The following is a 24,457-nucleotide window of genomic DNA, read 5'->3' on the forward strand; positions in this document are numbered from 1 at the left end:
CTGATGATGACTCTTTCATCCCTGCCAGCCGTCTCCCAGGCTCAGGCGCCCGGCCTTCCCGGCCGGGCCGGACTGGGGCTCAAGCATGAGCACTTCATTGAAGTGCTCGAGACCTCACCCGATATCGGTTTTTTTGAAGTGCACGCCGAAAACTACATGGTGGCCGGCGGCCCGTTTCATCATTACCTGGGGTTGATCCGCGCACAGTACCCACTGTCCTTGCACGGTGTGGGCCTGTCCATCGGTGGCGAAGCCCCACCGGACCGTGAGCACCTGGCACGGTTGGCGGCACTGATCGAGCGCTATCAACCTCATTCCTTTTCCGAACACCTGGCCTGGTCCAGCCACGGCCCGGTGTTTCTCAATGACCTGCTGCCCCTGGCTTACGACAACGCCACCCTGCAACGGGTGTGCGAACACGTAGACCAGGTGCAAAGCACGCTCAAGCGCACGATGCTGCTGGAAAACCCGTCGACCTACCTGCAATTCCAACGCTCCACCCTGGACGAAACCGACTTCATCAGTGAAATCATTCGCCGTACCGGCTGTGGCTTGCTGCTGGATGTGAATAACGTGTACGTGTCGTGCATCAATCATCAACGTGATCCGCAGTCCTACATCGATGCCTTGCCGTTGCACACGGTGGGAGAGATTCATCTGGCCGGGTTTGCCGAAGACACCGACAGCCTGGGTGATCGCTTGTTGATCGATGACCACGGCGCCCCTATCGATAACGCCGTGTGGCAACTCTACGAGTCGGTACTGGCACGCATCGGTCCAGTGGCAACGCTGATCGAGCGGGATAACCAGTTGCCCGCGTTCAGCGTGCTGCAAGCCGAGGCCCGACAAGCCGAATGGCATCTTTCACAGGTGACGCCATGAGCCGGCATGACGCTTTTACCGCCGCCTTGTTGGCACCCGAACTGCCTTGCCCCGATGGCCTTTTCAGCAGTAACGGCGCCGATCCGGCCAGCCGCTTCGCGGTGTACCGCAACAATGTGCACAGCTCACTGATCAACGCCTTGGCGGCGGCTTATCCCGTGACATTGCAACTGGTGGGCGACGCGTTTTTCCGCGCCATGGCCGGCCTTTATGCACAGGCGCACCCGCCCACCAGCCCATTGATGAGCGAGTACGGTAGCGCGTTCGCCTGCTTCATCGAGACGTTCGAACCGGCAGCCAGCGTGCCTTACCTCGCAGACATGGCCCGGTTGGAGCGCTTGCGGGTACAGGCCTACCACGCGGCGGACGAGCATCCCCTGGATCAGCAGACCGTACTGCAAGCGCTGCAAGGACAAGCGGAACTGGGCGAGCTGCGCCTGCAATGGCATCCCTCCCTGGCCACGCTGGATTCAGCCTATGGCGTAGTAGCGCTGTGGGCGGCGCACCAGACCGAGGGAGGTCTGGAAAACCTGGATCCCTGGCAGGCACAGAGTGCCCTGGTGTTGCGCCAGGGTCTGGAAGTCAAGGTATTCGCCGTCAGCCCTGCTGCAGTGGCGTTCATCAACAGCCTGGCCCGGGGCGCGACCTTGGAAAACGCCGTGGAGCGCGCGCTTGAGGCTGACGCCCAGTTTGACCTGCACCAATGCCTGGCGCTGCTGATCAGCCACAACGCCATTACTCATCTGCATCCAGAACAAGAGGTATCGCCATGAACACTCACCCTTCGGGTCTGATCAATCAGGTCATCGCGCTTTTCGAGCAAATTCCCTACAGCCTGATCGCCTTTCTCGCGCGCTTTTCGATTGCCGCGGTGTTCTGGAAATCCGGGCAAACCAAAGTCGAAGGCTTTGCCGTGGACCTGATCAACGGCACCTTCCAATTCGGTGAACCGCGCCTCGCGGCCTCGACGCTGCCGCTGTTTCGCAGCGAATACCATGTGCCGTTGCTATCGCCGGAAGTCGCAGCGCACTTGGCTGCGTTTGCCGAGCACTTTTTCCCGGTGCTGATCCTTGTCGGGTTCGCCACGCGCTTCTCGGCCCTGGCTCTGATCGGCATGACTCTGACCATTCAATTGTTTGTCTACCCGGATGCTTACCCAACCCATGGCACCTGGCTCGCGTTATTGCTGTTGCTGGTCGCGAAAGGCCCGGGTCGCTTGTCGATCGATCACCTCATCGCTCGCCGCTACCGTTAAAGGCGGTCCAGGGCTTCGCCGCTACGCTTGAACCACTCCACCAGGTAGTCGGCCAACACCTGGGTGCGACGCGGCAAGCCGCCCTGATACGGATGCACCAGGTACATCGGCATGCTGCGCGTCTGATAATCGCGCAGGAGCCAACGCAATCGGCCTTCCGCCAATTCCGTCGGCAACACGTAGGACGGCAGCCGTGCAATGCCCGCTCCCACCAGCGCAGCCTTTTTCAGCAGGTTGTAGTGGTTGGACGCAAAGGTGCCGCTGACGCGTACTCGCAGTAATTCGTGCTGCTGGTGGTACAACCACTCTTCACGGCCGCTGTAGTGGCTGTTGAGCAGGCAAGCATGGTTGGCCAGGTCGGCCGGCGTCTCAGGTTCGCCGTGTTGCTCAAGGTAAGCCGGGCTGGCGCAGGTCATCTCACGCCAGGCCAGCAACGGCTTGACCACCAGGCGCTCGCTCTCAATGGAACCTGAGCGTACCCCCAGGTCGAACCCATCTCGCGCCAGGTCTCGATAGTTGTTATTGAGCTCCAGCTCAATTTGCACCTGCGGGTATTGCTTGGAAAACTCCAGCAGCAGCCCATCAAAAAAGGTTTCCCCCAAGGACACTGGCACCGTCATGCGCACTGGCCCGGCAAGATCGTCCTTGAGCCGGGCCAATGCCTGACGTGCACGATCCACCTGCACCACCAGGGCCTGGGCCTGGGGCAACAAGGCCGCACCGGCTGCCGTCAGGCTGAGCCTGCGCGTGGTGCGGTGCAGCAACACCACAGAGAACCGCGCTTCCATCTGGCTGATACGCTTGGACAATTGCCCTTTGCTACAGCCCAGTTGCTCGGCGGCGACGGTAAAACTGCCGGCTTCGATCAGCACGGCAAAGGCTGCCAAGTCATCCATCTCGCTCATGGATTGTTTCCAAAAGAAAACCAAAGGTTGCCTATTAGCGCGTTTATCCAGCAAAAAAGCCACTCTAGACTGAACCTTCACTTACTCCCGGAGGAACAGCACCATGAAAATCCTATTGATTGGCGCCAGCGGCACCGTCGGCTCGGCGGTCAAGGCGGAACTGGCTCAGCGTCACGAGGTGATCAGCATCGGCCGCAGCAGCGGTGACTTCCAGGTGGATATCAGCGACAGCGCGTCGATCCGCAAGCTGTTCGAACAGACCGGTAAATTCGACGCCCTGGTCTGCGCAGCAGGCAGCGTGAACTTCGTGGCATTGGGCGAAATGAGCGAGAGCGATTTCGAGCTGGGCTTGCGTGACAAGCTGATGGGCCAGGTCAATCTGCTGCTGATCGGCCGTGAGTTCGCCAACGATGGTGCCTCGTTCACCTTCACCAGCGGCATCCTCAACCGCGACCCGATCCGCACCGGCGCCTCGGCTGCATTGGTCAATGGCGCCATCGATGCCTTCGTCAAAGCGGCCGCCATCGAGCTGCCACGAGGCCTGCGCGTAAATGCTGTCAGCCCGACAGTGCTGGTGGAAGCCATGGGCAGCTATGCACCGTATTTTCGTGGTTTCAAACCCGCGGCAGGTGCTGACGTGGCGTTGGCCTACGCGAAGAGTGTCGAGGGTTTGCAGACCGGGCAGACCTACATCGTCGGTTGAGCGGCAACTGTCTCAGGTGATAACTGAGACATCCACTCAACCACCAGCGCACGCGGGGCTATAAGTCTTAACGCCCCGCCCAGTTGGCTGTGAACCCGGCCCGTACTTAACTGATACCCGTCTACATAAAATGTGACGTACTTTAGGTAGGCCAGCAACGTGATGGATTTTGTCCTTGCTGTCGCCTCTGGGCTCAGTGAAACATTCACTTCGACATAACCCGGCACAGGGTGCTCACTTCCCTTGAGTATCACCGAAATATCCGTGAAATCGGTGGCTGACGAGTAGGAGAGCTGGGCGGGCTCGCCTGAGAAGGCTGCATTGGCCCAGAGCATGAGCACACAGATACACCATTTGATATTCATTGCTGCTCCCACTCAAAAGAGCTCGACGCTCTCATGCCTCTCCAAACCCAAGTGTAGGAAACGCCTGATCGGCGGCGCTACTTTTCCCATCCGTTCAGGGCCGATGGTTCAAACCATGTCACGGGCTTGTGATACGGCGCCGGCCTGAGTAACGTGACGGCACTTGCCTGGAGACCCGATAATGCGTGCCGCCCATACCCTGTTCCTGCTTGCCCTGCTTCCCTTGTTCGCTGCCTGCCAAATGTTCGAGAGTGATCCTGCCAAGCCGTCGCTGGCCGGGCTGACGCGCATGCAGGGTGAACTGACTGCGGTTGGCGGCAAACTGCTGTTCCAGCCGTGCAACGACAAGCGCAACTACGTGGTCAACGACACCGGTGGCACCAGCATCCTGCAGGAAGCGGCCTCCCTGGCCGGTCAGCAAGGCGCGTTGTTTGCCGACCTGCGCGGCAAGTTCTCCGGGGTTGCCAGCGGCACCGAGGGCAGCGTCGACCTGCAACAACTCTACCGCGTCGAGCGCTCTACCTCGGCCTGCGGCGACCCGGACTTCAAGCGCATGATCCTGCGCGCCAACGGCCACAAGCCGACCTGGGTGATGAACGTGACCGCCAAGGGCCTGGTGCTGGAACGCGAGGGCCAGCCACCACTGGCGGTGCCCTATGTGGAAGAGCAAATCGGTGACGGTCGCTTTAACCTGATGACCGAGGCCAACAATCAGCACGTGGAATTGTGGGTGGCGCCGCAGCGTTGTGTCGACCCGGTCAGCGGTAGTTTGCAACACATGACCGCCGAGTTGCGCGTCAATGGCCAGGTCCAGCGCGGTTGCGCATCGTTCGGCGGCTCGCGCGACGACTGACGCGACGCCATGCTGTTTTAACATGACGGGAAACGCTCATTGGGGCTTATAATCGCCGGTTTGCAAAACAGCCGGCCTCTCTGCCCGCCGCCTACCGGATCCCGTCATGTTACGAATCACCGAACTCAAGCTGCCCATCGACCATCCCGAAGAAGACCTGCGGCCTGCCATCGTGCAGCGCCTGGGCATCGCCAGTGATGACCTGCTCGATTTCACCCTGTTCAAACGCAGCTACGATGCGCGCAAGAAGTCGTCGGAACTGTGCTTCATCTACACCATCGACCTGAACGTAAAGGGCGAAGCCGCCCTGCTGCTCAAGTTCGCCGATGACCGCAACGTCAACCCGGCGCCGGATGTCAGCTACAAGGTCGTAGGCCAGGCACCGCAAGGCCTGACCAAACGCCCGATCGTCGTCGGCTTTGGCCCCTGTGGAATCTTCGCCGGGCTGCTGCTGGCGCAGATGGGCTTCAAGCCGATCATCCTCGAGCGCGGCAAGGAAGTGCGCCAGCGCACCAAGGACACCTGGGGCCTGTGGCGCAAAAGCGTGCTCAACCCCGAGTCCAACGTGCAGTTCGGTGAAGGCGGCGCCGGGACCTTTTCCGACGGCAAACTGTACAGCCAGATCAAGGACCCGAAATTCCACGGCCGCAAAGTGCTGCACGAGTTCGTCAAGGCCGGTGCGCCGGAAGAAATCCTCTACGTCAGCAAACCGCACATCGGCACGTTCCGCCTGACCGGCGTGGTGGAAAATATGCGCGAGCAGATCATCGCCCTGGGCGGTGAAGTGCGCTTCGAGCAGCGGGTGACCGATGTGCTGATCGAAGACGGCCAGTTGAATGGGGTAGTCATCGATGGCGGCGAACAGATCCTGTCCAAACATGTGATCCTGGCCTTGGGCCATAGCGCCCGTGACACCTTCCGCATGCTCCACTCCCGTGGCGTGTACATGGAAGCCAAGCCGTTCTCGGTGGGTTTCCGTATCGAACATCCGCAGTCGCTCATCGACGCCGCGCGCCTGGGCAAATACGCCGGGCACCCGAAACTCGGCGCCGCCGACTACAAGCTGGTGCACCACGCCAAGAACGGCCGCTCGGTGTACAGCTTCTGCATGTGCCCGGGCGGCACCGTGGTGGCGGCGACTTCCGAGCCGAACCGCGTGGTCACCAACGGCATGAGCCAGTACTCGCGCAACGAGCGCAACGCCAACTCCGGCATCGTGGTCGGTATCACCCCAGAGGTGGACTACCCAGGCGGCCCGCTGGCCGGTATCGAGTTGCAGGAACGCCTGGAGTCCCACGCCTATGTCCTCGGCGGCAGCAACTACGAGGCTCCCGCACAACTGGTAGGTGATTTCATCGCTGGCAAGCCGTCCACCGCGATTGGCAGCGTGGAGCCTTCCTACAAACCTGGCGTGTCTCTTGGCGATTTGGCCCTGGCCTTGCCCGACTTCGCCATTGAAGCGATCCGCGAAGCGTTGCCAGCGTTCGAGAAGCAGATCAAGGGCTACTCGCTGCACGACGCGGTGTTGACGGGTATCGAGACGCGCACCTCATCACCGTTGCGGATCACCCGTAACGAATCGATGCAGAGCTTGAACGTGAAAGGGCTGTTCCCTGCCGGTGAAGGCGCTGGTTACGCCGGTGGGATTCTATCGGCGGGCGTGGATGGGATTCGGATTGCCGAGGCGTTGGCGCGGGATATGCTGGGGCTGCACGGCTGACACATAACCTGTAGGAGCCCGGCAAGCCGGGCTCCTACAGATTCAGATATTGGCGCGCAAGATGCTGTCCGGCAACGGCTCGCCCCGTTCGACACTGGCAGCAACAGCCGCAATCAAACCGTCCAATTCATAACCCTGCCCCGCCAGCCAGGCCTGATCGTAGTACGTCGTCGCATACCGCTCACCACCGTCACACAATATCGCCACGATCGACCCCGACTCCCCCTCCGCTTTCATCTGCTGCGCCGCCACCAGGGCACCAATCAGGTTGGTCCCGCTGGAGCCACCGACCCGTCGTCCCAGCCGGTCGGCCAGGTAATGCATGGCCGCCAGCGACAGGGCATCCGGTACCTTGACCATCGCATCGATGACCTTGGGCAAAAACGATGCCTCGACCCGTGGTCGGCCAATGCCTTCAATCCGCGAACCGCAGTCCAGGCGCAAACTGGCATCACCACTCTGGTAGAAATCAAAGAACACCGAACGCTGCGCATCGGCACACAACACGCGGGTGCAATGCTGGCGATAACGCACATAACGACCGAGCGTAGCGGTGGTGCCGCCGGTGCCGGGGCTGGAGATCAACCAGCTCGGCTCCGGATGCTGCTCGAAACGCATTTGCTGGAAGATCGACTCGGCAATGTTGTTGTTCGCCCGCCAGTCGGTGGCACGTTCAGCGTAGGTGAACTGGTCCATGAAATGACCACCGCTTTCCCGCGCCAGGCGTTCGGATTCGGCGTAGATCTGCGTGGGATCCTGTACCAGGTGGCTCTTGCCGCCGTAGAAGGCAATCTGTGCGATTTTTTCCTGGGACGTGGTGGCTGGCATTACCGCAATAAACGGCAAACCCAGCAGACGCGCAAAGTAGGCTTCGGAAATCGCCGTCGAGCCACTGGATGCTTCGATCACCGGCGCACCAGGCTTGAGCCATCCATTACACAATGCGTACAGGAACAACGAGCGTGCCAGCCGATGCTTCAGGCTGCCGGTGGGATGGCTGGACTCGTCCTTGAAGTACAACTCGATACCCGGCAATCCTGGTAACGGCAAGGGAATCAGGTGCGTATCGGCACTACGCTGGAAGTCTGCTTCAATGATACGAATGGCTTCGCGGGCCCAGGGACGGTGGTCGCTCATGGAGAGTTTCTCTGAAGGTGTCAGCCCTGATTTTAGGGGGTTTCCTACACGCCACACAGATACAGTACCGACTCAATCAGACACACAATTGCTAGGCTTGGCGGCAACATCACCCCAGCCAGCCACTTATAACAAATAAGAATATAACTTTTGTTTTAACAACTAACGGTACGGGTTAGGGTACCCACCTATTGAACCTGGATTGGAGAGCATCCCTTGCCTCTGCGTAGCACTTTCACCCGTTTCTTCCAGCTGGAAGCCGCCAGCGGTCTGTTGTTGATCGCGGCTGCGGCCCTGGCGCTGATCATCAACAATTCACCTTTGTCGCACCTGTACAGCGCGTTTCTCGATGTGCCGGTGGTGGCGCAGATCGGCGCGCTGAAAATCGCCAAGCCCGCCCTGCTGTGGATCAATGATGGCCTGATGGCTCTGTTCTTCCTGCTGATCGGCCTGGAGGTCAAGCGCGAGTTGCTCGACGGCCACCTGTCCAAGCCCTCGCAAGTGGTGCTGCCTGGCGCCGCAGCCATCGGCGGCATGGTGGTGCCGGCGCTGATCTACTGGGCGATCAACAAGGACTACCCCGCCGCGCTTTCCGGTTGGGCGATTCCCATGGCCACCGACATTGCCTTCGCCCTCGGCGTACTGGCCTTGCTGGGCAAACGCGTGCCGGTGTCGCTGAAACTGTTCCTGATGACCCTGGCGATCATTGACGACCTCGGCGCGATCATCGTGATCGCCGTGTTCTATTCTGCCGATCTCTCCGGTGCCGCCCTGGCGGGTGCGGGCGCCTGCCTGATCGCGTTGATCGCGATGAACCGCCTGGGCGTGATCAAGCTCGGGCCGTACCTGATCGTCGGGCTGATCCTGTGGGTGTGCGTCCTAAAGAGTGGTGTGCACGCAACGCTGGCCGGTGTGACATTGGCGTTCTGCATCCCGATGCGCACCAAAAACGCCGAGCCCTCGCCGCTGCTCACGCTGGAACATGCCCTGCACCCCTGGGTGGCCTACGGCATCCTGCCGCTGTTCGCCTTCGCCAACGCCGGCGTGTCCTTGACCGGTGTGAGCCTGGAAAGCTTCACCCACCATGTGCCCATGGGCATCGCCGCGGGCCTGCTGATCGGCAAGACCATCGGTGTGTTCGGCCTCACCTGGCTGGCCATCAAGACCGGCCTGGCCGCCCTGCCCACCGGCGCGAACTGGGGCCAGGTATTTGGCGTGGCGATCCTGTGCGGTATCGGCTTTACCATGAGCCTGTTTGTTGGCTCCCTGGCATTCGTACCGGGGGCCAGTGAGTTTGCCGGGGAAGACCGGATGGGGATTTTGACCGGGTCGATACTGGCGGCGTGTATCGGGTATGCGGTGACAGCAATGGCAAGTCGTAAAAAGGCCGCACCTCAGGTTTGAATTTGACAGCCTCGAAAACCAAAAACCCCAACCAGTCACCCGGTTGGGGTTTTGTGTTTCTACAACCGACGGTTAGCGAGTAACGCGGCTGGTACCGTCAACGGTCATGATGCGTACGCGGTCGCCGATGCGGAAGATTTCATTCTCCTGCACGGCCTGCACGTAGGCACGCATGCTGCCGTCGTCTTCGCGCACGGTGATTTCCACACCTTGGGTACGGGTCAGGCCTTCTTCGGTGGCCGAACCCAGCAGGCCGCCAGCAACAGCGCCGATCACCGCGGTCACGATACTGCCACGGCCACCGCCGATGGCACTGCCGCCAACACCGCCGATAACGGCGCCGGCAGCGCCGCCGATTGGGGTCTTGGTGCCTTCGATTTTCACCGGACGCAGGGATTCGATGGTCCCCATGCGCACGGTCTGGACACGACGCGCCTCGTCACGGGAGTACGAGTCGCCGGTCAGACTCGAGGCGCAGCCACCCAGTAGCAACGACAGGGTAGTAAAGCAGGCAACCAGTAAAACAGACTTACGCATAGCATCAACTCCAAAGGACAGGTGGTCATTAAACGCTGCAGCTTGACGCCTGTCACGGCAAGCACCGCAGAAAATTGCTTTCATTCAGCCTTAGTACAGACTGCCCACACCAGAAAAACAGACGAACGGTAGCGCTGCTCTCTCAACCGGGATCTTCATGGATTACTTCATCATTGTAGTCACAACCCTTGCGGGACTGTATTTCCATGCCTGGTTGTACCTGCGCATCAGGCGTTGGATAGACCGTGACCTGGCACTGTCGCTGGCGGGTAATGATCTGCACAAGCGCACCTTCATGCTGCAACAGCTGCAAGAGGCTCGCCGCTTGAAGATCAAACGGTCCCACTTGCCTCACTGGCTGAAGAACGCGGCGCAGCAGTACACGCCCGAAGCCTCTTCAATAGAGACGTCGGGGTGACAGGCATCATTCAAGCGGAGTGACGAAAGGTGCAGCTCAGGGTGCCAGGCGTTCGCGGGTCCAGTCGGCCCCTTGCAGGCGATAGTTCAGGCGGTCATGCAAGCGGCTGGCGCGGCCTTGCCAGAACTCGATGCGCTCGGGTAACAGGCGATAACCACCCCAGTGCTCCGGGCAGTCAGGCTGGGTATCGCTGAAACGCTGCTCGGTAGCCTTGAGCAAGTCCTGCAGCTCTTCCCGGTCACGGATGACCTGGCTTTGCGGAGACGCCCATGCCCCCAGGCGGCTGCCCAAGGGACGAACCTGATAATAAGCATCCGACTCTTCAGGCGTGACCTTCACCACTCGACCCTCAATGCGCACTTGGCGCTCCAGGGTCGGCCAGAAAAACGTCATGGCTGCAAACGGCCGCGCCGCAAGCTGTTGGCCCTTGGCGCTCTGATAATTGGTGAAGAAGGTAAAGCCCTGCGCATCCAGGCCCTTGAGCAACAGGATGCGGCAGTGCGGGCGACCGTCCTGGTCGACCGTGGCCAAGGTCATTGCATTGGCCTCAACCGGTGGCTGCTCGGTTTTCACCGCGTCGGCAAACCACTGGTGGAACAAGGCAAACGGCTCGCTCGGGGCCTGTGCCTCGCTCAAGCCATCCCGTGTGTAGTCACGGCGCATATCGGCCAGTGCCTGGGTCATGCGGCTTTATCCTTCTGGTTCAGCAGATCAGTTTTTCGCCTGGTCGTTTGCCGGTGCAGCAGCCTTGGCTTTGGCGGGTGCCGCTTTTTTCGCCGCTGGCTTGGCCGGGGCTTTCTTGGCCGCTGGCTTGGCAGCCGCTTTCTTGGCGGTCGAAGCCTTCTTGGCCGGGGCCTTGGCGGCTGGAGCCGGGGCTGGAACGTCCTGCACCGCCACCATTTCGGCGACAGGCGGGGTCTTGCCCGACTGATACTTGCTCAGCAGCGCCAACATGGTAGTGCGCTGGGTGAACATGATTTCCATGCGACGGTTCAAGGCGCGGCCCTGGCTGCTGTCGTTGGCGGCACGTGGCATCAGGTCGCCCATGCCGCGCAGCATCAGGCGGTCCTGCTTCAAACCGCTGAGGCTGAAGATCGAGGCGATGGACTGTGCACGCTCCTTGGTCAGCGCCTGGCTGGCCGGGGCGGTGCCGGTGGCATCGACGTGACCCAATACCAGCACGGCAGTCTTCGGATCGGCTTCAACGGCCTTGGCAACCCGGGTGAACGGACCGAGGGTGACCGGCAGCAGCATGGCCGGGCGTTTCGGGTTGTAGGAACCATCAACCGGGGCAATCACCACGAGCACGTTGTCGCGACGCTCGAGTTGCAGGTTGCTGTCCTTGATAGCCGCGCGCAGACGCGGCTCATAGTCGTCCAGCCAGGCTTGGGTGATTTTCGGGTCGGGCATCGGCACGTTGGTCACGTCGACCTTGGCCAATGGCTTGGGTTTGCTTTCGAACGGCCACCACCAGTGGGTTTCGGTGTCGGTCTTGGCGACTGCTGGGGCTGGATCAGCGGCCTTCAGGTCGGCTTTCAGGTCGGCCTTCGCATCGGCCGCCTTCTCATCGGCGCTCTTGGAGGAAAACGGCCACCAGCTGGAACCGGTGTCCGCCTTGGCGGCGGGAGCTGGAGCCGAAGCTGGCGCTGCGGCGGCGGCAGCTACCGGTGCGGCAGGCTTGGCGCCTGCAGCCGGCTTGGCGTCTGGCTTGGCGTCTGGCTTAGCTTCCGGCTTGGTGTCGGCCTGGGTCAATGCGTCCTTGGTCGAGGCCTTATCGGATCCAAATGACCACCAATGCCCGCCCTCGGCATCATTTTGTGGAGTTTGTGCGCAACCGGTAATAGTGAGACATAGCGCAAGAGCCAAGGACTTGTTCGATAACATGAGATATCCACAAAATGAGAAAAAACCAGGGACCTAGATGATCCGTTAAACAGACGCTTGCAGAAGAATAAAGTTACAACTTTTCCTACAGCGTCTTCTTATAGTTGCCTTTGTAACAAAAAAATGTGAAACAGCAAGGGGTTTACAGACAACCGGCCAATATTCTGACCAACTTCTGTGCCCGCGGGTCCATAAGTACATAAGGCCCGAGTGTATTAGTCACGAAACCGAACGCAACATCATGTTCAGGATCGGCAAACCCCACCGAACCACCAGCGCCCGGATGCCCGAATGCACGTGGGCCAAGGCCGAAGGTGGCATTGGCCAACTGCGGCTGATCCAACATGCAGCCCAGGCCGAAACGGGTTTGTGTCAATAATGTTTTATCCGGACCGATGCTGTGCTCGCGAGTCAATTGTTCGAGCATGTCGGCCTCCAGCAAACTACCGTCCAACAGTCCACTATAAAAACCCGCCAGGCTGCGCGCATTGCCGTGACCATTTGCCGCCGGCTGCTGCATACGGCGCCATTCGGGTTTATTAGTGCTGGTCAGAATAGACGGTGGATTGGCAAATGCACGCGTGGTCATCGCCGTCGGTTCGCGCATCATTACTTGCAGTAGACGTTGCGCGGCTTCATCGCCCATATTGCCTTTGCTGCGCGCTATATGGGCCACGCGATAAAATTCTTCGTCCGCCAGGCCCACATGGAAGTCCAAGCCCAATGGCCGTGCGACCCGCGCCACGATGGACTCTCCCGGCCCGCGCCCATCGGCACGCCTCAGCAACTCACCGACCAGCCAGCCGTAGGTGATCGCCTCGTAGCCATGGCCCTGGCCCGGCGTCCACCACGGGGCTTCGGCCGCCAGGGTGTCGACCATCAGTTGCCAGTCGTACAGGGCTTCGGTGGGGAGCATCTCGCGGATCGCCGGCAACCCGGCCTGATGGCACAACAACTGGCGCAGGGTGATTGTTTCTTTCCCGGCCGCGGCAAACTCCGGCCAGACGTTTGCGACCGGCGCATCCAGTTGCAACTTGCCTTCGGCCACCAATTGCAGGGCCGTGACGGCGGTAAAGGTCTTGGTACAGGAGAACAGGTTGACGATGGTGTCGCTGTGCCAGGCCTCGGCGCCGTCCTTGTCGGCGGTGCCGGCCCACAGGTCGACGACCGTTTCGCCGCCGATCTGGATGCAGAGCCCGGCACCACGCTCCTGCGGGTCATCGAACAACGCGGCGAACGCTTCACGTACCGCTTCGAACTGGAGTTCGTAATGACCCTGGATCTGCACCTGAGCGCCCTCGGAAAACATCGAAAAAAGTGGCCGACATTGTTCCAGCCCTGGTGGGTTTTGTGAACCCGTCAGCACTCAATCAATGACCGTTCCCGGAGTGACCGCCTGCATGCCCGGCGCCCTGCCCCGGGCCTTTGCCTTCATGCCCGGCCCTGCCACCTTCGCTTTCACGCGTGGCGCCCGCCGCCTTGGCCTTTTGCGCTTCCTTGCCCAGTTGGTCGACCGCCGCCAGGTTGCTTTTGCGCACACTCTCCACAAAACCCTGGAACGGTACGTCGGTGATACCGACCAGGCCAAAGTGACCGTTTTCACCGTCCAGCAGACGCCCGGTCACCGGCTGGTCCAGATACTGGAACCAATGCACGCCGACAATCGACGGCTCGGCCATGGCCTGCTTGAGGAAGTTGCCATACGCCGCGCCACGATCTTCTTCCCTGGCCAACTGTGTCACGCCGCCCCAGAACGGCCCACGGTCGGCCGAGCCGAAATTGAATTCGGTGATCAGCACCGGCTTGTCCAACGCCCGCAACGCGGCGAAGTCGTAGCCATCCTGAGGCTTGAGGGTGTACATGTTGAAACTCAACACATCGCAGTACTGCGCGCAGGAGGCCACGGCTTCCGGCGTGCTGACCGCATAACGGCCACCCAGCAGCAGTTGATGGGGCGCGTGCCATTTCAGCGAGTCGGAAATGGTCTTGAAGTAGGCATCGGCGAAGGTCTTCTGGAAGTATTTGAAGTCCGCCTCGATTTCCGGGTGCTCGGGATTCGGCATCGGCGGTTCGAAACCCGGGTCCTCCATCAGCTCCCAGCCCTTCAATTCGATACCCCAGGCTTTCGACAAACCTTCTTCGTTGCGGTACTTGTCGCGCAGTTGCTTGAGGAACGCGCGCTTGGCCGGTACGTCGGTGGTCATGCGCAACGTGCCGTACGCCAAGGCGTAGCGGGATTTCGGATCATCGCCAGGGCCGGCCCAGGCCAACTCGTTGTCGGCAAAAAAGCCGATCAACCACGGGTCATCGCGGTGGTCACGGGCGGCAATCGCCACGGCGCGCTCGGTGGCCATGGCGAAACGCGGGTCGAACGGGTCGGGCATGCCGCCCCACCAGTCGGTGCCGGTGCTGATGCTGGCGTAATCGCCGACGATCGACAGCGGCAAGGTGTAGGGAACCCGGCCGGCGGTGGCCAGGCTCTCGTCGCTCCAGTTGCCGACGGTGTTGAAACCCCAGGCCTGCAAGCGGTCGAGGGTGTGAGTGACCCAACGTTTCTGGTCGAAGCCGTCACCGCCATAGGTACGCTGCAAGTTGGCGCCGTAAAAGTCATACCAACGCCCGGCACCGAAGCCACGGCCTTCCCCCGCGCCATTGCCGGTGCGGTTGTCGCCGCTGCCGTAATACTTGTCGAAGGGTTCGCCGCCCTTGGGCAGCGCGGCGAACATCCATTCACGGCCGGCCACATAGGTCTGGCTGTTGTCCGGGGCCACGGTATTGACGCCCAGGGAGTAGAACGGATGCCCTTGCGGTGTCACCAGGTACCAGCGTCCGTCGCGCTTCTCGGTACGGAAAAACCCGCTGGCGTCGAATGCCGGGCCTTTGTTCCAGCCACCGTATTGGTCCAGCGCGGATTTATCCCGCGTGGCCAGCCAACCCTGGAGCTGCTGCTGCTCCTTGGCGGCAGCGGCTTTGAGTTGCTCGTCGCTGCTGACTTTTTCCGGCCACCGCGCACGGGTGGATTGACCATAGGCATCCACCAGCTCGCTGTAGGCCGCCTTCAGCACCGGCTCGCTGTCCTGCACGCCGAAGCGCTCCAGCAGGATGCTCTGGGCGGCGTTGGGTTTGAGCATCGACAGCGTCACCGAAACCACCTGGCTGCGGTCGATCTCGCCAGCGCTACTGGCCAGCAACACACGCTGGCCGTCCACGGTGATCGGCATCGGTGGGCCGGCCTTCATGCCCTGGCTCAGCGGCGAATTGGCCTGCAGCGGAACCAGCAAGGTCTGAGCCGGGCCGGCGGGCAGGTCGATGCGGCTGACCAGGGTCTTGCCATCCGCGCTCTGCACCTTGACGTAGAGGGTCAACGCCCAGTCCATCGCACTCTGGATGCGCAGGCTCATGGCACCCGACCGGGACCAGTCCCAGGCGCCGGTCTGCGGGCTCAGCACCAGGCTCGGTTCGGCGGCCGGGTTGAACGTGATGCGGCGCAGCACTTCGCCTTCGGGGGTTTGTTCGGCGTTGTATTGCGGCAGGCTGGCGTCCTGGGTCGCCACCTTGACCACATCGGCAGGCCGGACGAAGTTGAACAAAGTCTGTTGCCCCGCAGGCGCAGCCATCAAGGGCGCGGCGAGCAGCAAGGCAAAAAGAGCGGGCAGCGTGCGAATCATACGAACAAGGTTCTCCCAGACGGCCGATGAATGGCCTGATGAAATACAGTGAGATAGACCACGAAGTGGGCGAAACCGCCCACTGTGGCTTAAGAAATTTCGCGCCTGAAAGGCGGCAAGGCATTCAGGATAGCCTTGCCATAGCGCTGGGTGACCAGACGCCGATCAAGCAAGGTGATGGTGCCCCGGTCCTCTTCGGTACGCAGCAGGCGACCGCAGGCCTGGACCAGCTTCAAGGAAGCATCCGGCACCGAGATCTCCATGAACGGATTACCGCCCCGCGCCTCGATCCACTCGGCCAAAGCCGCCTCGACCGGATCGTCCGGCACCGAGAACGGGATCTTGGCAATCACCACGTGTTCGCAATAGGCACCCGGCAAGTCCACCCCTTCGGCGAAGCTGGCCAGGCCGAACAGCACGCTGGAGTCGCCGCCGTCTACACGCGCCTTGTGTTTGTTCAGGGTCTCCTGCTTGGACAGGTTGCCCTGGATAAACACTTGCTTGCGCCAATCACGGTCGAGGCCGTCGAACACGTCCTGCATCTGTTTGCGTGACGAGAACAGCACCAGCGTTCCGCGCGAACCTTCGACCAGCTCCGGCAGGTCCCGGATGATGGCGGCGGTGTGCGCCGCTGCGTCCCGTGGGTCGGCCTTGAGGTCCGGCACTCGCAGCACACCTGCGTCGGCATGATGGAACGGGCTCGGCACCACGGCAGTGACGGCCTTTTTCGGCAGGCCGGCGCGCATCCGGAAGCGGTCGAAGGTGCCTAGGGCGGTCAGCGTCGCGGAAGTCACCAGGCAACCGTAGGCCACGTTCCACAGGTTGCGGCGCAGCATTTCGGCGGCAAGGATGGGACTGGCGTTGACCTCGATATCGAACAGCGCACCGCTTTCCGACAGGGTCAGCCAGCGCGCCATGGGCGGGTTGTCTTCCGGGTCTTCGACGGTGAAGGCGGTCCACAGCTCCCAGTTGCCCTGGGAACGGGACAGCAGGCTGCCGAACAGCGGGTACCATTCCTCGGCCTGGTTGCTGGCGATGCCGATATTGACCTCGCCGTCCATGCCTTCCTTGAGCAAATCCGTAAGACGGGTGAACAGATCGGTCAGGCGTGAAAAGCCTTTCTTCAGCTCGATGCCCATTTCGCGCATGTGCTCGGGGATCAGCCCACCGACAAAACGATGGCGGGGACGCTCACGACCCTCCACATCTTCACCGGGCTTGAAGTCGGCCACCTGCTCGCAGGCACTGAACATGAATTGCTGCTGGGTCTTGATCTCGCGCGCCAGCTCCGGCACCTGCTCGATCAGCTTGCCCAGGTCGCCCGGCAGCGGGTGCTGGGCCAGCAATTTGGTGAGGTTCTTCGCCGTGGTTTCGAGCCAGTCGGCAGTGGAGCGCAGGCGCGTGTAGTGGGCGAAGTGGCCGATGGCCTTGTCGGGCAGGTGATGGCCTTCGTCAAACACATAGAGAGTGTCACGCGGGTCCGGCAACACCGCACCGCCGCCCAGGGCCAGGTCGGCCAGCACCATATCGTGGTTGGTGACGATCACATCGACCTTGCCCATGCCTTCGCGGGCCTTGTAGAAGGCGCACTGGCCGAAGTTGGGGCAATGTCGGTTGGTGCACTGGCTGTGGTCAGTGGTCAAGCGCGCCCAGTCGGAATCTTCCAGGGCGGTGGGCCAGCTGTCGCGGTCACCGTCCCATTTATTGCCGGCCAGTTTCTCGATCATGCTGGTAAACAGCTTCTGGCTGGCCTCATCGACTTCGATCTTGAAGCCTTCTTCTTCGAACAGCTGGGCGGTGGCGGTTTGCGCGTGACCTTCCTGCAACAGCACGTCGAGCTTGGACAGGCACATGTAGCGGCCACGGCCTTTGGCCAGGGCGAAGGTGAAGCTCAGGCCACTGTTGCGCATCAGGTCGGGCAGGTCCTTGTAGACGATCTGCTCCTGCAGGGCGACGGTGGCGGTGGCGATCACCAGGCGCTTGCCGGCGGCCTTGGCGGTCGGGATCGCGGCCAGGCTGTAGGCCACGGTCTTGCCGGTACCGGTGCCGGCCTCGACGGCCACGACCGCGGGCTCACCCTCGCGGCGGCCTTCGTCGTCGGTGTCGATATCCCCGAGGACCTTGGCCACTTCGGCGATCATCAGGCGTTGGCCGTAGCGCGGTTTCAAGCTCTTGGCTTCGAGAAAACGCGAATAGGCACCCTGGATCGTGGTTTTGAGTTCAGTGCTGATCATGGATAGTCGGGCGCAAAAAACGCTGGATAAATTTTCAGTGGTTCGGATCGGCGGCTATCATACCCCGCTAATGAATCCCGCGCAGAACGGAGTACCACAATGACCGCGTTTAGCCTCGCTTACACCCTGCATGTATTGGCCGCCCTGGTATGGGTCGGCGGTATGTTTTTCGCCTGGATGATCCTGCGCCCCGCCGCTGTGGCGGCACTTGAAGGCCCTGCCCGGCTCAAATTATGGGCAAATGTGTTTCAACGTTTTTTCGTATGGGTGTGGATCGCCGTGGCGGTTTTGCCGATCAGCGGCATTGGCCTGCTGCACTTGCGCTTCAACGGGTTTGAGACGGCACCGCGTTATGTGCAGGTGATGATGGGTTTGTATCTGGTGATGACGGCGCTGTTTATCCGCATCCAGGCGCTGAAGTTCCCGGAGTTGCGCAAGGCAGTGGCGGCTGAGGATTGGCCGGCGGGTGCGGCGGTGCTGGGGCAGATTCGCCGATTGGTGGGCATTAACCTGATTGTGGGGTTGGTGGTGGTGGCGATTGCTTCGGCTCGACCGATGTTTTAAGGCGGGCTTTAGTCCGCCATCGGGGGCAAGCCCCCTGCCACAGTTGGAATGCAGTCCAATTGTGGGAGGGGGCTTGCCCCGATGGCGTCAGAGCAGGCAATTCAAAGCCGCTGGATGGTCACAGTCCCCGCAGGCCCGGCCGGCCCCGGCTGCCCTTCCAAGCCTGGACGGCCTTTCTCGCCGCCATCGGCGCGGTACACCAGGCAGCCTTTGGACTGGCCGCCCTTGCCCGGCTTGCCCGCCGTGCCGGCCAATCCACCGGGACCGCCATCGACCCAGACCTTTATATGGTCAGCCGGAAAGTCCTGCGGCAACTCGACCCGCACCTGCGCGCCCGACGCGCCAGGCAAGCCATCACCGCCGTTATCCCCGTTGGCACCGCGACCGGCCGAGCCCCAGGTGCACCCTGGGTCTTCGCCGTTGGCGCCATCCAGCCCGGCATAACCCTGGGCGCCGGCACCGCCACGGGCGTCCACCGAGAGTTCTTCTGCCGCCAGGGAGTTGATACGCAAGGTCAGGTCACGCCCGGACTTGGCCGGTTTTTCGTGGGTGCCGGGAGCGCCGCGGGAGGTGATCTGGCTACCGTGGTCCAATTGCGCATGGCGCACCTGCAATTGCAAAGCGGTGTTGCCGGGCACAATGGTGATACGGGCGTCGCGGCCCAGGTGCAGCTCATCCACGGAGACCTGGCTGATGTTGGCGGGAATCAGCAAGGTGCCATAGTCCGCCACCTCCAGGCGCTCCAATTGCAACACGCTGGTGCTGTTGGGCAGGCGCATCAACGAGTTGGGTTCAACACTGACGCTCTGGGCCAGGGCAACGGGGCTGACCAACAGGGCCAACAGAAAAACCTTACGCATCATGGAGCTCCCCTGAATTTTTTCAAAAAATATTTCTAGTTTTTCTTTGGACGCACAGTAACGACTTCCGCAGGCGCTTTGCCAGTGAAGGATCAAAAAAGTTGATAAAGGGGGAGGATTGGCAGCAATGCCCCTGTGTATCCCACAGGGGCAAGGGCCGTCAGCGGTTGATCTGGATTTCCGTACGACGGTTCAAGGCACGGCCTTCAGCGGTTTTGTTGTCGGCTACCGGATGGCTCTCGCCTGCACCGGTCACCGATACAAAACTGCTGCGCGGCACGCCGGACTTGATCAGGTACTCGACCACCGAATGCGCGCGTTTTTCCGAGAGTTTCTGATTGTAGGCCTCTTTGCCGACGCTGTCGGTGTGGCCACTGACCCGCAACTGGGCGCCTGGGGCTTCCTGTTTCAGGCGGGTGGCGACGGTGTCGAGCTTGGCGGTATCCGCCGCCGTCAACTTCGCCGAGTCGAACTGGAAGTGCACGTCACGGATCACGATGGTTTCCTCCTTGACCACGACCACTTCCTCAACCACGACCGGTGGCGGTACGGGCGGGCAACCATTGGCATCCACCGGCACACCTTTTGGCGTGCCCGGGCACTTGTCGCGGCTGTCCGGCACGCCATCGCCATCTTCGTCACCGTCGCCATGCACCCAGCAATAGGCGCCGGCCATACCGCCGATCAACAACGCGCCATAGCCTGCATAGGCCGAGCTTTCAGTGGCACCGATCGCCGCACCGGTCACACCGCCAACGGCGGCGCAGGTGGGCCAGTCGGTTTTTTGCAAACCTGCGCAACCTGTCAATACTCCGGTTAGCAGAACCAAGGGTAGAGCTGTCCGCATGATGCTCATCTGATTTCTCCTGAGGGGATCGGCGGGGGCCGATGAGTGGAGTAAAGACGGCTCTTTTCATCTGCGCCACTACGCCGCGCCCCCGTATTCATTGAGGATCGTCGCCCTCGTAGGAGTTTTCGCCACCGCCCGCTCTAGGCCCGCACGCTCAGCCGCGCTAGTCTCTACGGTCCTGATGTGAGGATCTCTGATGACCGCCGGTATTTCTGACCGTACACCCCAGCAGGCCCTGGCCGCCTTGCTCGACCTGCACCAGCCCAAACGCCTGTTGCTGTTGGGCGCCAGCCAGTTCCCGGCGCTGGAGGCTTTTCAAGCAGCACACCCCGGCACCCAGGTTGCCGTTGCCCCACCCGGCCCACTGCCGGCGCAGCTGGCCGCGCAGCGTTTTGACCTGGCGCTGGTGGTGGATTGCCTGGAGCACCTGTCAAAACCGCAAGGCCTGACCCTGCTGGGCGGTATCCGCAACCTCAACGCCAGCCGCATTGCGGTGCTGGTTGACCTGGGGGCCTGCGACTGGAAGGACACCGACTTCTTCTCCCTGGCCCTGCAGGCCGGCGAGCGTTTCCAGCGTGACGAACAGGTTCTGACGCTGTTTACCTATGATCTGCTTGACTATAAACAGGTACCGGACTGGCTCAATGCCCGCTTCTGGGCCAACCCGGAAAACTTCGGAAAGTATTGGTGGTAACCCGATGAGTACATCCATTTGCCCCTGCGGCAGTGGCAACCTGCTGGATGCCTGCTGCGGCCATTATCACGCCGGGCACCCCGCGCCCTGCGCGACCGCGTTGATGCGCTCGCGCTACAGCGCCTACGTACTGGGCCTGGTGGACTATCTGGTTGCCACCACGCTGCCCGCGCAACAGCCCGGCCTGGACCGTGCCGCCATCGCCGCGTGGAGCGCCCAGAGCACCTGGCTCGGCCTTGAAGTGGAAAGCTCCGAGGTATTCGGCGGCCAGCCGGAACACGCGTTCGTGACCTTCACCGCGCGCTGGCATGACAGCACCGGCGAACATAGTCACCGCGAGCAGTCTTCTTTCGTACAGAATGACGGGCGCTGGTACTTCATCGACCCGACCGTGGAAGTGAAGACCGGACGTAACGATGCCTGCCTGTGCGGCAGCGGGCAAAAATTCAAGAAGTGTTGTTCCAGCTATCTATAGCCACCACAGGACTCACGCCATGCTCCGGATCTACAGCTTGATGCTGGCGTTAACCCTTGGCCTGACCGGCTGCGCGTCGTGGTTCGAGGACGACGCGCCGCCGCCCCACATCTCCCTGGTGAAGGTCGAAGTGGTGCGAGCCAAGCTGCTGGAGCAGAAATTCAAGCTGTACTTTCGCGTGGACAATCGCGACGACGCCGACCTGACCGTGCGTGGCCTGATCTACAAAGTGACGCTGGATGACTTTGTGCTGACCGAAGGCGAGTCCAACCAATGGCTTACCGTGCCGCCGCGCGGCCATGCCTTTTTCAAGGTGTCGGTGCGCACCAACCTCTGGCCACAGATCCGCGATGTGGTGCAGATGCTGAAAAAACCCGACCGCCCCGTGCCCTATCGCCTCGAAGGCGAGCTGAAAACCGGATTATTCATCGGTTATGACGTGCAGGTGAATCACAATGGCGAGATAATCCCCGGCGATTTTATTCCGGAGCGACATCGATGACTCAGCAACCCCATGTCCATGGTCCTGACTGCAACCATGATCACGATCACCATGATCACGACCACGGCCATGTCCACGGCCCGAACTGCGGCCACGCTCACCAGGAGCCGGTGCGCAATGCCCTGAAGGACGTGGGCCGCAACGATCCTTGCCCGTGCGGCAGTGAGAAGAAATTCAAGAAGTGCCACGGGGCGTAAAGCCACGCTGAAGATTTAAATGTGGGAGGGGGCTTGCCCCCGATAGCGGTATACCAGTCTCCTATTCAGTGCCTGACAGCCAGCAATCGGGGGCAAGCCCCCTCTCACATTCAGTTGCGTTCCACATTCAGGATTTGCGTTGAAACACCAGTTCCACCTCAAGCCCTCCGCCGTCCCGGTTGCGCAACGCCAAACGCCCGTCATGCGCCTTGGCGATGGTGTGGGCAATGCTCAATCCCAGGCCATACCCGCCGGTCTCGGCATTGCGTGAACCTTCCACGCGATAGAACGGCTCCATCACCTGCTCCAACTGTTCCCGGGGAATCCCGGGGCCACGGTCACTGATGACGATCTTCAAGCTGTCCGCCTGGTCCTCGACCCGCACCACCACATCACGGCCATAACGCACAGCGTTCTCCAGCAGGTTCTGCACGCAACGTTTAAGGCTGCGGGCATACCCCGGCAATGGCTGCTTCGCCCGGCCTTCGATCACCACCTGCTCGCCAACGTCCTGCAAGTCCGCCTGCAGGCTTTGCAGCAAGGCGTTGATATCGATGTTCTGCCGCGTCTCGTTGATTTCGCCGCTGCTGACAAAATCCAGCGTGCTGGACACCATATGCTCCATTTCTTCCAGATCGCTGCGAAAACGCTCCTTGGTGCGATTGTCCTCAAGCATCTCGGTGCGCAGGCGCAGTCGTGTGATCGGTGAACGCAAATCGTGGGAAATCGCCGCAAGGAAACGCGTGCGCTCGGCGATGTTGGCGATCAGCCGCTGTTGCATCGCATTAAATGCCTGGGCGGCGCGGCGAACTTCAGTGGGACCGTCCACCGACAGCGGCGGGCGCTGGATATCCCGGCCCAACGCCTCGGCGGCCTTGGCCAGGGTGTTGAGCGGGCGAATCGCCAGGCGTACCGCGACCAGCGCGATCACCACCAACACCAGCACCCGCAGCAGGTAGATGCGCATCACGTAATCGAACAGCAGGTCCAGCGGCGAGGTACTGGTCCAGCCCTGCTCTTCACTCGCATCCACCTGCAACCAGCGCCCGTCGGGTAGGCGCAGGTCGATCAAAAATTGTCCCACCACCGGTTGGGAACCGAGCAAGGTTGACAGGCCGGCGGTCTGCCCGTCGCCATCGACCAGAGACAGGCGCAACAGGATCAGGGTTTGGGCGTAACCGGTTTTTTCCGACAGCACCTTCTTGATCAATCGCTCGGTGGGCCGGTCACTTTCGTGCAGGGTGCTCGGGGTGTTGCTGGCCTGGTCGCTGAGGGTCAGGCGGAAGTTTGGCGTGTCGAGCAGCTTGATCAGCACATCCGCTTGCTGCGGATCGCTGTGCACCAGGCGCACCACGTCCGCCAGGCGCGTGGCGATCAACCGCGCCGGGATTTCCAGCACCTGCCCATGGCGTCGGTCGTACCAGATGCTGCTGGTCAGGGCCTGCGCGGCGAGCATGCCGCTGACGAGAATCAGCACCAGCCGGCCGAACAGCGAACGCGGCAGCAGTCTCACGACTCCAACACCACGTCATCGGCGGTGAGCATGTAGCCCTCGTTGCGCACGGTCTTGATCAACCCTGCCGGCAATTGCGAGCGCAGGCGGCTGACGCACACATCGATGGAGCGGTCGAACGGCGTGCTGTCCTTGTCGAACACATGGTTGAGCAGAAAGTCGCGGCTCAACGGGCGATTGGGGTGCTGCAACAGCAGGCGCAACACGCGGTAATCCGAGTTGCCCAGGCTGACCACCACGCCCTGTGGCGACAGCAATTGCCGCGCCCGCGTGTCGAGTTGCCAGCCTGCGAAACGAATGCTCGGCGCTTCATCCAGGCGGGCGCGGTCGGGAAAGCTCTGTACCCGGCGCAGCACCACTTTTATCCGCACCAGCAACTCACGTGGGTCGAAGGGTTTGGGCAAGTAATCGTCGGCGCCGATTTCCAGGCCGACGATACGATCGATCAACGAGCCCTTGGCGGTGAGCATCACCACCGGCGTGTTGGAGTTAACCCGCAGTTCGCGGCAAAGGCTCAGGCCGTCTTCGCCGGGCAGCATCAGGTCGAGCACGATCAGGTCGATCACATTCAGCGCTAGGCGGCGGCGCATTTCCTTGCCGTCGGCGGCGGTGGACACCTGGAAGCCGGCGTCGCTCAGGTAGTCGCAGAGCAGTTGGCGGATTTGCGGGTCGTCGTCAACGATCAGCAGGTGGTCTTGCTTGGCCATGGGCAGTCAATCCGAAAAACGATGAAACGCAGCAAATAGCCGAAAGTTCAGCCGGCAGCGCAGGCAAATGTAATGGAATGTTGTGGGAAACCCTAATCACGCATCAGCGATACAAACCTGGGGTATGGCA

The 24,457-nt window shown here is 61.4% G+C and carries 26 protein-coding genes; 13 read left to right on the forward strand and 13 right to left on the reverse strand.

What is annotated here, in order from left to right; all coding sequences use genetic code 11:
• Positions 1–3 precede the first annotated feature (3 nt).
• Genes BM110_RS01890 through BM110_RS01900 form a run of 3 tightly spaced genes read left to right on the forward strand, consistent with a single transcriptional unit; the run spans position 4 to position 2,137 of the window.
• A complete protein-coding gene (locus BM110_RS01890; RefSeq protein WP_093512170.1) occupies positions 4–882 on the forward strand; it encodes an MNIO family bufferin maturase in 879 nt (292 codons plus the stop codon).
• Complete coding sequence (locus BM110_RS01895) at positions 879–1,655, forward strand: HvfC/BufC N-terminal domain-containing protein (RefSeq protein ID WP_093512173.1); 777 nt, start codon at positions 879–881, stop codon at positions 1,653–1,655. The genes BM110_RS01890 and BM110_RS01895 overlap by 4 nt, the downstream gene beginning before the upstream one ends.
• The gene (locus BM110_RS01900; RefSeq protein WP_092241240.1) at positions 1,652–2,137 is read left to right on the forward strand and encodes a DoxX family protein; all 486 of its coding nucleotides are present in this window, start codon (positions 1,652–1,654) and stop codon (positions 2,135–2,137) included. Before BM110_RS01895 ends, BM110_RS01900 begins: the two co-directional genes overlap by 4 nt.
• On the opposite strand, the gene BM110_RS01905 is transcribed toward BM110_RS01900, so the two are convergent.
• A complete protein-coding gene (locus BM110_RS01905; protein ID WP_092241238.1) occupies positions 2,134–3,042 on the reverse strand; it encodes a LysR family transcriptional regulator in 909 nt (302 codons plus the stop codon). The two genes, BM110_RS01900 and BM110_RS01905, sit on opposite strands and share 4 nt — an antisense overlap.
• 103 nt (positions 3,043–3,145) lie before the next feature.
• Between BM110_RS01905 and BM110_RS01910 the strand changes: the two genes are divergently transcribed.
• Complete coding sequence (locus tag BM110_RS01910) at positions 3,146–3,745, forward strand: short chain dehydrogenase (RefSeq protein WP_092241236.1); 600 nt, start codon at positions 3,146–3,148, stop codon at positions 3,743–3,745.
• Here the strand turns inward: BM110_RS01910 and BM110_RS01915 are convergent.
• Positions 3,730–4,110, reverse strand: a complete 381-nt coding sequence (locus BM110_RS01915) for a hypothetical protein (RefSeq protein WP_093512175.1) — start codon at positions 4,108–4,110, stop codon at positions 3,730–3,732. The two genes, BM110_RS01910 and BM110_RS01915, sit on opposite strands and share 16 nt — an antisense overlap.
• Positions 4,111–4,291: 181 nt before the next feature.
• Between BM110_RS01915 and BM110_RS01920 the strand changes: the two genes are divergently transcribed.
• Positions 4,292–4,963, forward strand: coding sequence for a COG3650 family protein (locus BM110_RS01920; RefSeq protein WP_093119277.1), 672 nt, complete (start codon positions 4,292–4,294; stop codon positions 4,961–4,963).
• A 106-nt stretch (positions 4,964–5,069) separates the two neighbouring features.
• A complete protein-coding gene (locus BM110_RS01925) occupies positions 5,070–6,683 on the forward strand; it encodes an NAD(P)/FAD-dependent oxidoreductase (protein WP_093512177.1) in 1,614 nt (537 codons plus the stop codon).
• 42 nt (positions 6,684–6,725) lie between these two features.
• Here the strand turns inward: BM110_RS01925 and BM110_RS01930 are convergent, their stop codons facing one another.
• Positions 6,726–7,820, reverse strand: a complete 1,095-nt coding sequence (locus BM110_RS01930; RefSeq protein WP_092241228.1) for a PLP-dependent cysteine synthase family protein — start codon at positions 7,818–7,820, stop codon at positions 6,726–6,728.
• Between the two features lie 216 nt (positions 7,821–8,036).
• On the opposite strand from BM110_RS01930, the gene nhaA reads away from it, so the two are divergent.
• Positions 8,037–9,224 (forward strand): Na+/H+ antiporter NhaA, encoded by a 1,188-nt coding sequence (gene nhaA / locus BM110_RS01935; RefSeq protein WP_093512179.1) that lies wholly within the window; start codon positions 8,037–8,039, stop codon positions 9,222–9,224.
• Between the two features lie 72 nt (positions 9,225–9,296).
• Here the strand turns inward: nhaA and BM110_RS01940 are convergent, their stop codons facing one another.
• Positions 9,297–9,761, reverse strand: coding sequence for an outer membrane lipoprotein (locus tag BM110_RS01940; protein ID WP_003189251.1), 465 nt, complete (start codon positions 9,759–9,761; stop codon positions 9,297–9,299).
• Between the two features lie 157 nt (positions 9,762–9,918).
• On the opposite strand from BM110_RS01940, the gene BM110_RS01945 reads away from it, so the two are divergent.
• A complete protein-coding gene (locus BM110_RS01945; protein ID WP_092241224.1) occupies positions 9,919–10,179 on the forward strand; it encodes a hypothetical protein in 261 nt (86 codons plus the stop codon).
• A 36-nt stretch (positions 10,180–10,215) separates the two neighbouring features.
• Here the strand turns inward: BM110_RS01945 and pdxH are convergent, their stop codons facing one another.
• The 5 genes from pdxH to dinG form a co-directional block, all read right to left on the reverse strand.
• Entirely contained in the window at positions 10,216–10,863 is a 648-nt protein-coding gene (pdxH, locus tag BM110_RS01950) for a pyridoxamine 5'-phosphate oxidase (protein ID WP_071488840.1), read from the reverse strand.
• 27 nt (positions 10,864–10,890) lie between these two features.
• Positions 10,891–12,063: an OmpA family protein gene (locus BM110_RS01955; protein WP_093512181.1), complete on the reverse strand. Its 1,173-nt coding sequence runs from the start codon at positions 12,061–12,063 to the stop codon at positions 10,891–10,893.
• A 142-nt stretch (positions 12,064–12,205) separates the two neighbouring features.
• Positions 12,206–13,351: a serine hydrolase domain-containing protein gene (locus BM110_RS01960; protein ID WP_071489102.1), complete on the reverse strand. Its 1,146-nt coding sequence runs from the start codon at positions 13,349–13,351 to the stop codon at positions 12,206–12,208.
• 82 nt (positions 13,352–13,433) lie between these two features.
• Positions 13,434–15,731: a beta-galactosidase gene (locus BM110_RS01965; RefSeq protein ID WP_093512183.1), complete on the reverse strand. Its 2,298-nt coding sequence runs from the start codon at positions 15,729–15,731 to the stop codon at positions 13,434–13,436.
• 89 nt (positions 15,732–15,820) lie between these two features.
• On the reverse strand, positions 15,821–17,965 hold the full coding sequence (gene dinG, locus BM110_RS01970) for an ATP-dependent DNA helicase DinG (protein WP_071488837.1): 2,145 nt from the start codon (positions 17,963–17,965) through the stop codon (positions 15,821–15,823).
• Positions 17,966–18,064: 99 nt separating this feature from the next.
• Here dinG and BM110_RS01975 point away from each other — a divergent pair, with 99 nt between their 5' ends.
• Positions 18,065–18,529, forward strand: coding sequence for a CopD family protein (locus tag BM110_RS01975; protein ID WP_071488836.1), 465 nt, complete (start codon positions 18,065–18,067; stop codon positions 18,527–18,529).
• Positions 18,530–18,630: 101 nt separating this feature from the next.
• Here BM110_RS01975 and BM110_RS01980 read toward each other — a convergent pair whose 3' ends face one another.
• Together BM110_RS01980 and BM110_RS01985 are read right to left on the reverse strand one after the other, a co-directional pair.
• Positions 18,631–19,389: a hypothetical protein gene (locus BM110_RS01980; protein WP_093512605.1), complete on the reverse strand. Its 759-nt coding sequence runs from the start codon at positions 19,387–19,389 to the stop codon at positions 18,631–18,633.
• Between the two features lie 160 nt (positions 19,390–19,549).
• Positions 19,550–20,245 (reverse strand): PA1041 family peptidoglycan-binding anchor lipoprotein, encoded by a 696-nt coding sequence (locus tag BM110_RS01985; RefSeq protein WP_093119291.1) that lies wholly within the window; start codon positions 20,243–20,245, stop codon positions 19,550–19,552.
• Between the two features lie 190 nt (positions 20,246–20,435).
• Between BM110_RS01985 and BM110_RS01990 the strand changes: the two genes are divergently transcribed.
• The 4 genes from BM110_RS01990 to BM110_RS02005 are packed head-to-tail and all read left to right on the forward strand — an operon-like array spanning position 20,436 to position 22,107.
• Positions 20,436–20,933, forward strand: coding sequence for a DUF6231 family protein (locus tag BM110_RS01990; RefSeq protein ID WP_093512185.1), 498 nt, complete (start codon positions 20,436–20,438; stop codon positions 20,931–20,933).
• 4 nt (positions 20,934–20,937) lie between these two features.
• Positions 20,938–21,408, forward strand: coding sequence for a YchJ family protein (locus tag BM110_RS01995; RefSeq protein WP_058425250.1), 471 nt, complete (start codon positions 20,938–20,940; stop codon positions 21,406–21,408).
• Positions 21,409–21,427: 19 nt separating this feature from the next.
• A complete protein-coding gene (locus tag BM110_RS02000) occupies positions 21,428–21,910 on the forward strand; it encodes an LEA/WHy family protein (RefSeq protein WP_093119293.1) in 483 nt (160 codons plus the stop codon).
• Positions 21,907–22,107, forward strand: a complete 201-nt coding sequence (locus BM110_RS02005) for an SEC-C metal-binding domain-containing protein (protein ID WP_003189235.1) — start codon at positions 21,907–21,909, stop codon at positions 22,105–22,107. The genes BM110_RS02000 and BM110_RS02005 overlap by 4 nt, the downstream gene beginning before the upstream one ends.
• A gap of 127 nt (positions 22,108–22,234) precedes the next feature.
• Here the strand turns inward: BM110_RS02005 and BM110_RS02010 are convergent, their stop codons facing one another.
• Together BM110_RS02010 and BM110_RS02015 are read right to left on the reverse strand one after the other, a co-directional pair.
• Entirely contained in the window at positions 22,235–23,620 is a 1,386-nt protein-coding gene (locus BM110_RS02010; protein WP_093512187.1) for an ATP-binding protein, read from the reverse strand.
• Complete coding sequence (locus BM110_RS02015; protein ID WP_093512189.1) at positions 23,617–24,327, reverse strand: response regulator; 711 nt, start codon at positions 24,325–24,327, stop codon at positions 23,617–23,619. Before BM110_RS02015 ends, BM110_RS02010 begins: the two co-directional genes overlap by 4 nt.
• Between the last annotated feature and the right edge of the window lie 130 nt (positions 24,328–24,457).

This window comes from Pseudomonas sp. NFPP28 (assembly GCF_900115535.1).
GTDB lineage: Bacteria > Pseudomonadota > Gammaproteobacteria > Pseudomonadales > Pseudomonadaceae > Aquipseudomonas > Aquipseudomonas extremorientalis.

Excerpts from the sequence above, each read along its gene's own strand:
- BM110_RS01980 (WP_093512605.1), bottom strand. The coding sequence starts at position 19,389 with ATGCGTAAGGTTTTTCTGTTGGCCCTGTTGGTCAGCCCCGTTGCCCTG.
- BM110_RS01985 (WP_093119291.1), bottom strand. The coding sequence starts at position 20,245 with ATGAGCATCATGCGGACAGCTCTACCCTTGGTTCTGCTAACCGGAGTA.
- BM110_RS01910 (WP_092241236.1), top strand. The coding sequence starts at position 3,146 with ATGAAAATCCTATTGATTGGCGCCAGCGGCACCGTCGGCTCGGCGGTC.
- BM110_RS01900 (WP_092241240.1), top strand. The coding sequence starts at position 1,652 with ATGAACACTCACCCTTCGGGTCTGATCAATCAGGTCATCGCGCTTTTC.
- BM110_RS01945 (WP_092241224.1), top strand. The coding sequence starts at position 9,919 with ATGGATTACTTCATCATTGTAGTCACAACCCTTGCGGGACTGTATTTC.
- BM110_RS01920 (WP_093119277.1), top strand. The coding sequence starts at position 4,292 with ATGCGTGCCGCCCATACCCTGTTCCTGCTTGCCCTGCTTCCCTTGTTC.
- BM110_RS01940 (WP_003189251.1), bottom strand. The coding sequence starts at position 9,761 with ATGCGTAAGTCTGTTTTACTGGTTGCCTGCTTTACTACCCTGTCGTTG.
- BM110_RS01955 (WP_093512181.1), bottom strand. The coding sequence starts at position 12,063 with ATGTTATCGAACAAGTCCTTGGCTCTTGCGCTATGTCTCACTATTACC.
- BM110_RS02005 (WP_003189235.1), top strand. The coding sequence starts at position 21,907 with ATGACTCAGCAACCCCATGTCCATGGTCCTGACTGCAACCATGATCAC.
- BM110_RS01930 (WP_092241228.1), bottom strand. The coding sequence starts at position 7,820 with ATGAGCGACCACCGTCCCTGGGCCCGCGAAGCCATTCGTATCATTGAA.
- BM110_RS02000 (WP_093119293.1), top strand. The coding sequence starts at position 21,428 with ATGCTCCGGATCTACAGCTTGATGCTGGCGTTAACCCTTGGCCTGACC.
- BM110_RS02015 (WP_093512189.1), bottom strand. The coding sequence starts at position 24,327 with ATGGCCAAGCAAGACCACCTGCTGATCGTTGACGACGACCCGCAAATC.
- dinG (WP_071488837.1), bottom strand. The coding sequence starts at position 17,965 with ATGATCAGCACTGAACTCAAAACCACGATCCAGGGTGCCTATTCGCGT.
- BM110_RS01890 (WP_093512170.1), top strand. The coding sequence starts at position 4 with ATGATGACTCTTTCATCCCTGCCAGCCGTCTCCCAGGCTCAGGCGCCC.
- BM110_RS01990 (WP_093512185.1), top strand. The coding sequence starts at position 20,436 with ATGACCGCCGGTATTTCTGACCGTACACCCCAGCAGGCCCTGGCCGCC.
- BM110_RS01905 (WP_092241238.1), bottom strand. The coding sequence starts at position 3,042 with ATGAGCGAGATGGATGACTTGGCAGCCTTTGCCGTGCTGATCGAAGCC.
- BM110_RS01975 (WP_071488836.1), top strand. The coding sequence starts at position 18,065 with ATGACCGCGTTTAGCCTCGCTTACACCCTGCATGTATTGGCCGCCCTG.
- BM110_RS01915 (WP_093512175.1), bottom strand. The coding sequence starts at position 4,110 with ATGAATATCAAATGGTGTATCTGTGTGCTCATGCTCTGGGCCAATGCA.
- BM110_RS01925 (WP_093512177.1), top strand. The coding sequence starts at position 5,070 with ATGTTACGAATCACCGAACTCAAGCTGCCCATCGACCATCCCGAAGAA.
- pdxH (WP_071488840.1), bottom strand. The coding sequence starts at position 10,863 with ATGACCCAGGCACTGGCCGATATGCGCCGTGACTACACACGGGATGGC.
- BM110_RS01995 (WP_058425250.1), top strand. The coding sequence starts at position 20,938 with ATGAGTACATCCATTTGCCCCTGCGGCAGTGGCAACCTGCTGGATGCC.
- BM110_RS01965 (WP_093512183.1), bottom strand. The coding sequence starts at position 15,731 with ATGATTCGCACGCTGCCCGCTCTTTTTGCCTTGCTGCTCGCCGCGCCC.
- BM110_RS01895 (WP_093512173.1), top strand. The coding sequence starts at position 879 with ATGAGCCGGCATGACGCTTTTACCGCCGCCTTGTTGGCACCCGAACTG.